This window comes from Rhodoferax sp. UBA5149 (genome assembly GCF_002413825.1).
Taxonomy (GTDB): Bacteria; Pseudomonadota; Gammaproteobacteria; order Burkholderiales; family Burkholderiaceae_C; genus Rhodoferax.
This window is the reverse complement of the sequence record NZ_DHXT01000073.1, coordinates 7,153-16,777: the sequence shown is the minus strand read 5'-3', so window position 1 is coordinate 16,777 and position 9,625 is coordinate 7,153. Positions and strand designations below refer to the sequence as shown.

General features: G+C 63.3%; 9 protein-coding genes. 4 read left to right on the top strand and 5 right to left on the bottom strand.

Translation table 11 applies throughout. The annotated features are described in order from the left end of the window. Together recX and recA are read right to left on the bottom strand one after the other, a co-directional pair. Nucleotides 1-384 (bottom strand): recombination regulator RecX (recX, locus tag B3V69_RS06155; RefSeq protein ID WP_296444779.1); only part of this gene is annotated, 384 nt, incomplete at its 3' end. Between the two features lie 74 nt (nt 385-458). Then, entirely contained in the window at nt 459-1,559 is a 1,101-nt protein-coding gene (recA, locus tag B3V69_RS06150; RefSeq protein WP_296444777.1) for a recombinase RecA, read from the bottom strand. A gap of 166 nt (nt 1,560-1,725) precedes the next feature. On the opposite strand from recA, the gene B3V69_RS06145 reads away from it, so the two are divergent. The 3 genes from B3V69_RS06145 to B3V69_RS06135 all read left to right on the top strand — a co-directional run bounded on the left by B3V69_RS06145 (nt 1,726) and on the right by B3V69_RS06135 (nt 4,453). Next, entirely contained in the window at nt 1,726-2,199 is a 474-nt protein-coding gene (locus B3V69_RS06145) for a MarR family winged helix-turn-helix transcriptional regulator (protein ID WP_296444775.1), read from the top strand. A 105-nt stretch (nt 2,200-2,304) separates the two neighbouring features. Continuing rightward, a complete protein-coding gene (locus B3V69_RS06140; RefSeq protein WP_296444772.1) occupies nt 2,305-2,979 on the top strand; it encodes a response regulator in 675 nt (224 codons plus the stop codon). A gap of 19 nt (nt 2,980-2,998) precedes the next feature. Continuing rightward, nucleotides 2,999-4,453: a sensor histidine kinase gene (locus B3V69_RS06135; RefSeq protein ID WP_296444770.1), complete on the top strand. Its 1,455-nt coding sequence runs from the start codon at nt 2,999-3,001 to the stop codon at nt 4,451-4,453. Between the two features lie 3 nt (nt 4,454-4,456). Here the strand turns inward: B3V69_RS06135 and B3V69_RS06130 are convergent, their stop codons facing one another. From B3V69_RS06130 to B3V69_RS06120, 3 genes are all read right to left on the bottom strand, one after another. After that, a complete protein-coding gene (locus B3V69_RS06130; protein ID WP_296444768.1) occupies nt 4,457-5,116 on the bottom strand; it encodes an SPOR domain-containing protein in 660 nt (219 codons plus the stop codon). A gap of 30 nt (nt 5,117-5,146) precedes the next feature. Beyond that, entirely contained in the window at nt 5,147-6,040 is an 894-nt protein-coding gene (locus B3V69_RS06125; protein WP_296444781.1) for a biotin--[acetyl-CoA-carboxylase] ligase, read from the bottom strand. 95 nt (nt 6,041-6,135) lie between these two features. After that, nucleotides 6,136-6,615 (bottom strand): SET domain-containing protein, encoded by a 480-nt coding sequence (locus tag B3V69_RS06120; RefSeq protein ID WP_296444766.1) that lies wholly within the window; start codon nt 6,613-6,615, stop codon nt 6,136-6,138. A gap of 112 nt (nt 6,616-6,727) precedes the next feature. Here B3V69_RS06120 and B3V69_RS06115 point away from each other — a divergent pair. Further along, nucleotides 6,728-9,625, top strand: a 2,898-nt coding sequence (locus B3V69_RS06115; protein WP_296444764.1) for a DNA topoisomerase III, incomplete at its 3' end; no start/stop codon positions are given.

Below are 9,625 nucleotides of genomic sequence, written 5' to 3'. Positions count from 1 at the left end.
AAACCGCATCTGCTTGGCCGCCGCCTGGGCATCCACCGGCGGCGCGCCGAATTTTTTGCGCCAGACTTCCAGCGCGCGCTCGTGCTCGGTCGCCCGCAAGCCCGACAAGGCCTCGGTCACGGCCTCGGGGTCCAGGCCCTTGCCTTGCAACTCCTGCTTGATGCGCACCATGCCCAGTTTCGCCGCGCGGCGATGCAGCACCGACTCGATCACCCGCTGCTCGCTGATGAAGCCTTTGGCCTGCAGTTCGTCCAGCGCCCGGGCCAAGGCGCCAGGCTCTTCTTCAAAGCTTTCCAGCTTGCGCTCGAGCTCGGCCCGCGAGTACTCGCGGCCGCTGAGCAAGCGCAAGGCGCGGCCTTTCAGAGTAGGTTTGGCAAGCAACATGGGGCTTTCGTTAAGCTGCACACAGCGCTAAATTGCTACTTTTTTTATAGCTGCTTGCGCTTACTGCACGGGGGCTAGGCCGATTTTTTGCTTGAAGCCTTGGCCTTCGCTTCGGGCTCTGCTGCCTCTGGCGTCGCACCCGGCAACAAAGGAATACCGAGCGAGGCACGCACCTTGTTTTCAATCTCCAGCGACAACGCCGGGTTCTCGCGCAGAAACTCGCGCGCATTGTCGCGGCCCTGTCCGATTTTTTCGCCGTTGTAGGCGTACCAGGCGCCCGACTTGTCCAGAATGTTGGCCGTCACGCCCATGTCGATGATCTCGCCATGGCGGCTGATGCCCTCGCCGAACAAAATGTCGAACTCGGCCGTTTTGAACGGCGGCGCCACCTTGTTCTTGACGACCTTGACTTTGGTTTCATTGCCGATCGCTTCGTCACCTTTCTTGATGGTGCCGATGCGGCGAATGTCCAGGCGCACCGAGGCGTAGAACTTGAGCGCATTGCCGCCGGTGGTGGTCTCGGGGGAGCCGAACATGACGCCGATCTTCATGCGGATCTGGTTGATGAAGATCACCATGCAGTTGGTCTTCTTGATGTGGGCGGTGAGCTTGCGCAGCGCCTGGCTCATCAACCGGGCCTGCAAGCCGGGCAGGGAGTCGCCCATTTCACCTTCCAGCTCGGCCTTGGGCGTCAAAGCGGCGACCGAGTCGACCACGATCAGATCGACCGCGCCGGAGCGCACCAGGCTGTCCACAATTTCCAGCGCCTGCTCGCCGGTGTCGGGCTGGCTGATCAACAAATCCTGCAGGTTCACACCGAGCTTCTGGGCGTACTGGATGTCCAGCGCATGCTCGGCGTCGATGAACGCGCATTGGCCGCCGACTTTTTGCATCTCGGCAATCACTTGCAGGGTCAGCGTCGTCTTACCCGAGGATTCCGGGCCGTAGATTTCAACCACGCGGCCGCGCGGCAAACCGCCGACGCCCAAGGCGATGTCCAGCCCCAGCGAGCCGGTGGAGACGACCTGGATGTCCTCAATCACCTCGCCCTCGCCCAGGCGCATGATGGTGCCCTTGCCAAACTGTTTTTCAATCTGGGCCAGCGCCACTTGCAGGGCTTTGGCTTTTTCGCTGAGCGCGGGGGCGGGGGCGGGGGCTTTGACGGCTACGTCCATGAAAATCTCCTTGAATATCAATGGCTTAATCAGATTTGAATTTGACGCATCCTCTGGTTTTAATGACAGGCTGGATGCTTGAACAGTAGTTTATCTTGTGCAGTCCAAATCTGTAAACAGATTTTTTAGTCAATTTAGCTTACTATTCAAACTCCACCCACACACCATGTCTGAACCCGCTCTGCACGATGGCTGGCGCCAAGCGCACCTGGGGCACTGGATGAACCAGGCCTTGCAGCGCTTTGACGCCCGCGTGCTGTCCCTGATGGCGCGCAATGAAGACGTGCCGCTGGCGCTGTCTAATCTGGCGGCACGCGGGCATTTGAGCGCCTCCCACATCCACATCACACGCCATCTGGCGCTGGAAGGCTCGCGCCTGACCGAGCTGGCCCGGCGCGCCGCCATGAGCAAGCAGGCGATGGGCAAGCTGGTCGAGCAGTGCGAGGCCTGGGGCCTGATCACGCGTTTGCCCGACGCGCGCGATGCCCGCGCCCGGCGCATTGTGTTCACGCCCGTGGGGCTGAGCTGGCTGCAGGCGTTCCGGCAAGCGGTGGCGCAGGCGGAAGCCGAGCTGCGCGCGGCGGTCGGGGACGAGGTGGCCACCGTCATCGCGATCGGCCTCGAAGCCTATGCGGCATGAACGCCACCCGTCCGCTGACAAAAGACCCGCAGCCGGCGCAGACGCCTAGAATCGCCTGAAAACGCGAAGGTCGGCATCCGGCATTCGCCCACAAAGGAGACAGGCATGCGAATTCTGATTGCTGAAGATGACCAGGTGCTGGCCGACGGCCTGCTGCGGACCCTGCGCAGTTCGGGCGCCGCCGTCGACCACGTGGCCAGCGGCACTGAAGCCGATGCCGCACTCATGACCAACACCGAGTTTGATTTGCTGATTCTGGATCTGGGCCTGCCCAAAATGCACGGGCTGGAGGTTCTGAAAAAGCTCCGGGCCCGCGGCTCGTCCCTGCCGGTGCTGATCCTGACGGCGGCCGACAGCGTGGAAGAGCGCGTCAAAGGCCTCGACTATGGCGCCGACGATTACATGGCCAAGCCCTTCAGCCTGCATGAACTCGAAGCGCGGGTACGCGCTTTGAGCCGGCGCGGCATGGGCTCCGCCAGCAGCACCATCAAGCACGGACCGCTGATTTACGACCAGTCCGGCCGCGTTGCCACCATCGACGGTGTCATGGTCGAGCTGTCCGCGCGCGAACTCGGCTTGCTCGAAGTGCTGCTGCAGCGCGCCGGCCGCCTGGTCAGCAAGGACCAGCTGGTGGAGCGACTGTGCGAGTGGGGCGAAGAGGTGAGCAACAACGCGATCGAGGTCTACATCCACCGCCTGCGCAAGAAAATTGAAAAAGGGCCGATCCGCATTGCCACCGTTCGCGGCCTGGGCTACTGCCTGGAAAAAATCCCCAACTAAACCGATATGCCCCCACGCCGTGAATATCTTCCACAACGAACAGCGTTCCCTGTTCGGTGAAATTCTGGACTGGATGCTCACGCCGCTGCTCTTGCTGTGGCCCGTCAGTCTGATATTGACCTGGCTGATCGCGCAGGGCATTGCCGCCAAACCGTTTGACCGGGCGCTGGAGTACAACGTCGGGGCCCTGGCGCAGCTGGTCACCGTCAGCAACCACCGGGTGCAATTCAACCTGCCGCTGCCGGCCCGCGAGCTGCTGCGCGCCGATGACTCGGACACCGTTTACTACCAGGTGCTCGGTGCGCAGGGGGAGCTCCTGAGTGGTGAACGGGATCTTCCCTTACCCCCTGAAGAGGAAAAAGCCGTCTTCGGCGAAGTTCGCATCCGCGATGATGAAATCCACGGCGTCGAGATCAAGGTCGCCTACACCTGGGTCAAGCTGGCGTTGCCCGGCGCCAGACCGGTGCTGGTGCAGGTCGCCGAAACCATGGAAAAGCGCGCGGTGCTGGCGACTGAAATTGTCAAGGGCGTCATGCTGCCGCAGTTTGTCATCCTGCCGATGGCGGTGCTGCTGGTCTGGCTGGCGCTGGTGCAGGCCATCAAACCCCTGAACCAGCTCGAAGAACGCATACGCGCGCGCAAACCCGATGACTTGAGCCCGATTGATGCGCAGGCGGTGCCGCTGGAGGTCGCCCCGCTGGTGTATTCCGTCAACGACCTCCTGATGCGACTGAAGGACTCGATCGCCACCCAAAAACGCTTCCTGGCCGACGCCGCCCACCAGCTCAAGACGCCGCTGGCGGGTTTGCGCATGCAGGCCGACCTGGCACAACGCGAGGGCGCCAATGCCGAGGCGCTGAAACAATCATTGCGACAAATTGGCCGCTCCAGCATTCGGGCGACCCACACTGTCAACCAGCTACTGGCGCTGGCCCGGGCGGAAAGCAGCGGCTCCGCCATGCCGCGCTCGAGCTGCGATCTGGCGGACCTGACCATGGCGGTGGTGCGGGACTGTGTGCCCCGCGCCATCGAAAAACACGTTGACCTGGGCTATGAAGGCACGCAGCCCGGCGCCCAGGGCGGGCAGTTGGCGGGCAACCCCACGCTGCTCAAGGAGTTGATTCGAAATCTGCTGGACAACGCCCTCAATTACACGCCGTCCAGTGCGGCCAAACCCGGCGTGATCACGGTCCGGGTATTGACGGACCCCTTTGGCAAGACGCTGGTGTTGCAGGTGGAAGACTCAGGCCCGGGCGTGCCGCTGGCGGAGCGCGAGCTGATCTTCCAGCCCTTCTACCGCGCCCTCGGGACCGAAGCCGACGGCTCCGGGCTGGGCTTGCCGATCGTGATGGAGATCGCCCATCAACACAACGCCACCGTCAGCATGGAAGACACCCGGTCCGGACAGCTACCGCCGGGCGCGCGCTTCAGTGTGCGCTTTTTCGCCGAATCCACCGCCGCGTCCGCCACCTAGTGCTCATGGGCACGGGCTCAAACTCTTGCCCGCCAATGCCGGCTTCAAGGCATCCAAACGGGCCCGCAGCGCGTCATCAGCCGCCGGCAGCCGCAGCCTCATGCCGCGCAGCTCGGCACGCTCCTGCAGCACCCGGGCGGTGCGCACGCCACGTCGGCTCAGGGCCGCGAGCGCGGTAGTGGCCGCCGCCTGGGTCTCGAATCCGCCCAGTGACAGCCCCAGCTCCAGCGCCGGGTCCATCAAGGGCTCGAACTTCAGGTTCAATGAGGCCAGCTGGGACCGCTTTTTGGCCAAAGCTTCGGCGTTGGCGTACTGGCCCATGTAGACAATCCAGCGCGGCGGCTCCACTGCGGCGTCCAGCGACCATGAACCAGCCGGCAAGACCGACGCCAGCGTGCTGCGCAACAGCGCGCTCTGCGCCTCATCAAACAAGCCCGCCTGCAGACACTCGGTCGGACTCGGCGCGACACGCGGCGCGGCGTCCGCCAGGCGCAGCTCTTGCACGGTGAGCAAGCGCAGCGCCTGCGGCTTGATTTGCTGACCCAGACGTTGCGGCTCGGTCTGCGACGCAGGCGCAAAATCAAGGGCCTGCAACAGACCTTGCGACCAGGCGAAATAGACGCCATTGAGCAACACCAGCAACAGAACAAAAAATCGCAACATGGATGAAAGGAGGCCAGTCAGGGGGCTTGCTCAAAGATGCTCGTAGGGCGGCGGGCTTAAAGGGCGCACACTGACCTCGGAACTGGTGATTTTTTTCAAGCCTTGCGCCGTCTGCACCTGCAAGGCGCCGGCGCCGTCGACCCCCAGCGCCGCGCCGCTGGTGCCGTCGCTCAGGGTCACCGTCAATCCGCCGAGCGCGTCGCGCGCGTTGAAACGGCTCTGAAACGGCGAAAACCCATGCCGCTCAAACGCCTGGAGGGCCTGCACCAATGGTGCGGCGACCCGCAGCAGCGCCTGCGGCGCATCGATGCCCGGCAATAACTCCCCCAGCCAGGCCGGTGCTGTGCTCAGACCGCTGGCCTCGCGTTCCTTGATATTGATGCCCACGCCCACCACGGCATAACGCAGCTCACCCAGGCTGGCGGTCTCGATCAGAATGCCCGCCAGCTTGCGGTCATGCCACCAGACGTCGTTGGGCCACTTCAAGCGCAAATCGGGATGCAGGCTCTGGACGATGCTGACGCCCACCGCCAGCGACAGGCCCGACCAGTCACGCGGCGACAAGGGCAGGCCGAGCGAGAACGTTAATGACGATGTTGCCCCCACGCTTGCCACTGCGTGTGCTGCGCTGCTCCCCGAGGGGGCCATGCCTTGCTTGGGGCGGCCCGGCGCGGCGGCTTGCGCCTCCCTGCTGATCTCCTGGCCGCTGAACCACTGCCGCCCGAGTCGGCCGCGGCCGGCGGTTTGCCGCTCGGCCACCAGCAGCACGGGCTCGAGCCGCCCGGCGCGGGCGCGGCGCATCAACTCGGTATTGGTCGAATCAATCTCCGGCACGATTTCAACGGTAAAGCCCGGCAGACCCGGCACCACGGCCTCCCAGATGGCTTCCGCCGGCCAGCGGACTGTTGCCCCCACGCTTGCCATTTCGTGTGCTGCGCCGCCCCCCGAGGGGGCCGGGCCTTGCTTGGGGCGGCCCGGCGCGGCGGCGGCCCCGGAATCGGCAGCGTTCATGGTCTCTTTCAGCGGCGGCCGCGCTTCGGCGCCAGCAGCGTGCCGCGGCAGTTCTTGGCGCCGCACCAGCACGGGTACTCGGCCTTGAGCTTGGGCGTGTAGCGCTCGTCGATGATCAGGCCGTAGTCGTAGTTGAGTTCTTCGCCGGCCTTGATATTGCGCAGAGCCTTGATGAAGATGCGCCCGCCTTCTTCGTCGGCTTCGCAGTTCGGGTCGCAGGCGTGGTTGATCCAGCGCGAGGAATTGCCGCCATACAAGGCATCGATGACGTGGTGCTCGTCAATGTGAAAATAAAACGTGTGGTTGGGGTCCGTCGGATCGTGCGGGTGACGCTCTTGCGCCTCGGGCCAGCTGATGACTTCGCCCACGTACTCGATGAGGGTCTCGCCTTCGGCGATGTCCTGCACGGCAAACACGCCTTTGCCGTGCACGCCGGAGCGACGGGTTTGAAGGCGGCGATGGCTTGCGGCGGCGGGTTTTTTGCTCATTTTGGAACTGGGCTAAAAATTTGGTATGGTGAACTCGTATGGGCGCGTGTGGGCGCGCTCACGTATGTGTGTGCGTGCACCTGCGCGCACGCGAGAACTGGATTGTAGTCAGATGAAAACATTAGTAATTGCCGAGAAGCCTTCCGTAGCGCAAGACATCGTCAAGGCGCTCACGCCCGTGGCGGGCAAATTCGAAAAGCACGACGAGCATTTCGAGAACGACAGCTACGTCGTCACCAGTGCCGTCGGCCACCTGGTGGAAATCCAGGCGCCAGAGGAATTTGACGTCAAGCGCGGCAAATGGAGTTTTGCCCACCTGCCGGTGATTCCGCCGTACTTCGACTTGAAGCCGATGGACAAAACCAAGACGCGGCTCAATGCCATCGTCAAACAGGCCAAGCGCAAGGACGTGGACAAACTCGTCAACGCCTGCGATGCCGGGCGTGAGGGCGAGCTGATCTTTCGCCTGATCGAGCAATACGCCGGTGGCGCCAAGCCCCTGGGCAAGTCGGTGAGCCGCCTGTGGTTGCAGTCCATGACGCCGCAGGCCATCCGCGACGGCTTTGGCGCCTTGCGCACCAATGCCCAGATGCTGCCGCTGGCCGACGCCGCGCGTTGCCGCTCCGAGGCCGACTGGCTGGTCGGCATCAACGGCACGCGCGCCATGACGGCGTTCAACTCGCGCGATGGCGGCTTCTTCTTGACCACCGTGGGCCGGGTGCAGACACCCACGCTGTCGGTGGTGGTGGAACGCGAGGAAAAAATCCGCAAGTTCATCAGCCGCGACTATTGGGAAGTGCACGCCACCTTTGCCGCGCAGGCTGGCGACTACCCGGCCAAATGGTTTGACCCCAAATGGAAGAAGGCGGCCGCCAATGCAGCGGCGGGCAACACCGAGGAGGTCGACGCCGAACTCAAGGCCGACCGCGTCTGGACCCAGCGCGAGGCGCAGGCGGTGGCCGATGCCGTGCGCGGCCAAAAGGCCACGGTCACCGAAGAAAGCAAACCCACGACCCAAGCCTCACCGCTGCTGTTCGACTTGACGTCCCTGCAGCGCGAGGCCAACGGCAAGTTTGGCTATTCCGCCAAGACCACGCTGTCGATCGCGCAAAGCCTGTACGAGCGCCACAAGGCCCTGACCTACCCGCGGACCGATTCACGCGCGCTGCCCGAGGACTATGTGCCGGTGGTCAAGCAAACCTTCGAGATGCTGGCCGGCAGCGGCATGAAGCATCTGGCACCGCACGCCAGCACCGCGCTGCAGGGCAACTACATCCGGCCATCGAAGCGCATTTTTGACAATGCCAAGGTCAGCGATCACTTTGCCATCATCCCGACGCTGCAGGCCCCCAGCGGCCTCTCGGAAGCCGAACAAAAGATTTATGACCTGGTGGTGCGCCGCTTCATGGCGGTGTTCTTCCCGAGTGCCGAATACCAGATCACCACGCGCATTTCCATGGTGACCTCCGCGCCTGGCGTGGAGCAGGCCGACGGCACGCCAGATCTGAAACACCACTTCAAGACCGAGGGCAAGGTGCTGGTCAAGCCCGGCTGGCTGGCCATTTACGGCAAGGAAGCGGCCGAAGAGGTCAAGGACGGGGACGACAAGAGCCCGGGCAACCTGGTGCCGGTCAAACCGGGTGAACTGGTCAACGCCCAGTCGGTCGAGCCCAAAGCGCTGAAGACCCGCCCGCCCGCGCGCTACTCGGAAGCCACGCTTTTGGGCGCCATGGAAGGCGCCGGCAAAACGGTGGAAGACGACGAGCTGCGCGAAGCGATGCAGGAAAAAGGTCTGGGCACGCCCGCCACCCGCTCCAGCATCATTGAAGGGCTGATTGCCGAGAAATACATGCTGCGCGAAGGCCGCGAGCTGATCCCCACGGCCAAGGCCTTCCAGCTCATGACGCTGCTGCGCGGCCTGGGCGTGGAAGAGCTGTCCAAGGCCGAGCTCACCGGCGAATGGGAATACAAGCTGGCGCAGATGGAGCACGGCAAACTCAGCCGCGAGTCCTTCATGGCCGACATAGCCGCCATGACCGAGCGCATGGTGAAAAAAGCCAAGGAATACGACCGCGACACCATTCCCGGCGACTACGCCACCTTGAGCGCCCCGTGCCCGAACTGCGGTGGCATTGTGAAAGAAAACTACCGTCGCTACACCTGCACCGGCAAAACCGGCACCGAGGAAGGCTGCGGCTTTTCGTTTGGCAAAACACCGGCTGGCCGCACTTTTGAAGTCGCGGAAGTGGAGCAGTTTTTGCGCGACAAAAAGATCGGCCCGCTGGAGGGCTTCCGCTCCAAAGCCGGCTGGCCGTTCACGGCAGAAATGGTCATCAAGTTCGACGAAGAGAGCAAAAACTACAAACTCGAATTTGACTTTGGCGACGATAAAAAAGGCGAAGAAAGCGGCGAGCTGATCGACTTCTCTGCTCAGGAATCACTGGGCGCCTGCCCCATCTGCGGCAGCGCCGTGTTCGAGCACGGCAAGAGCTATGTCTGCGAAAAATCCGTGCCGACGCTGGCGCAGCCGACCCCGAGTTGCGTCTTCAAGAGCGGCCAGATCATCCTGCAGCAGCCCATCGTGCGCGAGCAGATGAGCAAGTTGCTGGCGACTGGCAAGACCGATCTGCTGGACAAGTTTGTCTCCATGCGCACGCGCCGCGGCTTCAAAGCCATGCTGGCCTGGGACGCCGAGGCCGCCAAAGTGAACTTTGAGTTCGCGCCCTCCAAATTCCCGCCGCGCAAGACCGCGGCCAAGACGGCTGTTGCTACAAAAACAGGAGCTGTTCGCGCAGCATCTGCGGGGGCCAAGGCCACAAAAGCACCGGCAAAAAAGGCAGCAGCCAAGAAAACGGCCGTCAAAACCGCCGTGGCAAAAACGCCGCGTAAATCGGCCGCCAAGCCGGGTGTGGGTTTGACGCCGAGTGAGGCCCTGGCCGCCGTGATTGGCAGCGAGCCCGTGGCACGCCCCCAGGTCATCAAGAAGCTGTGGGACTACATCAAGGCCAAC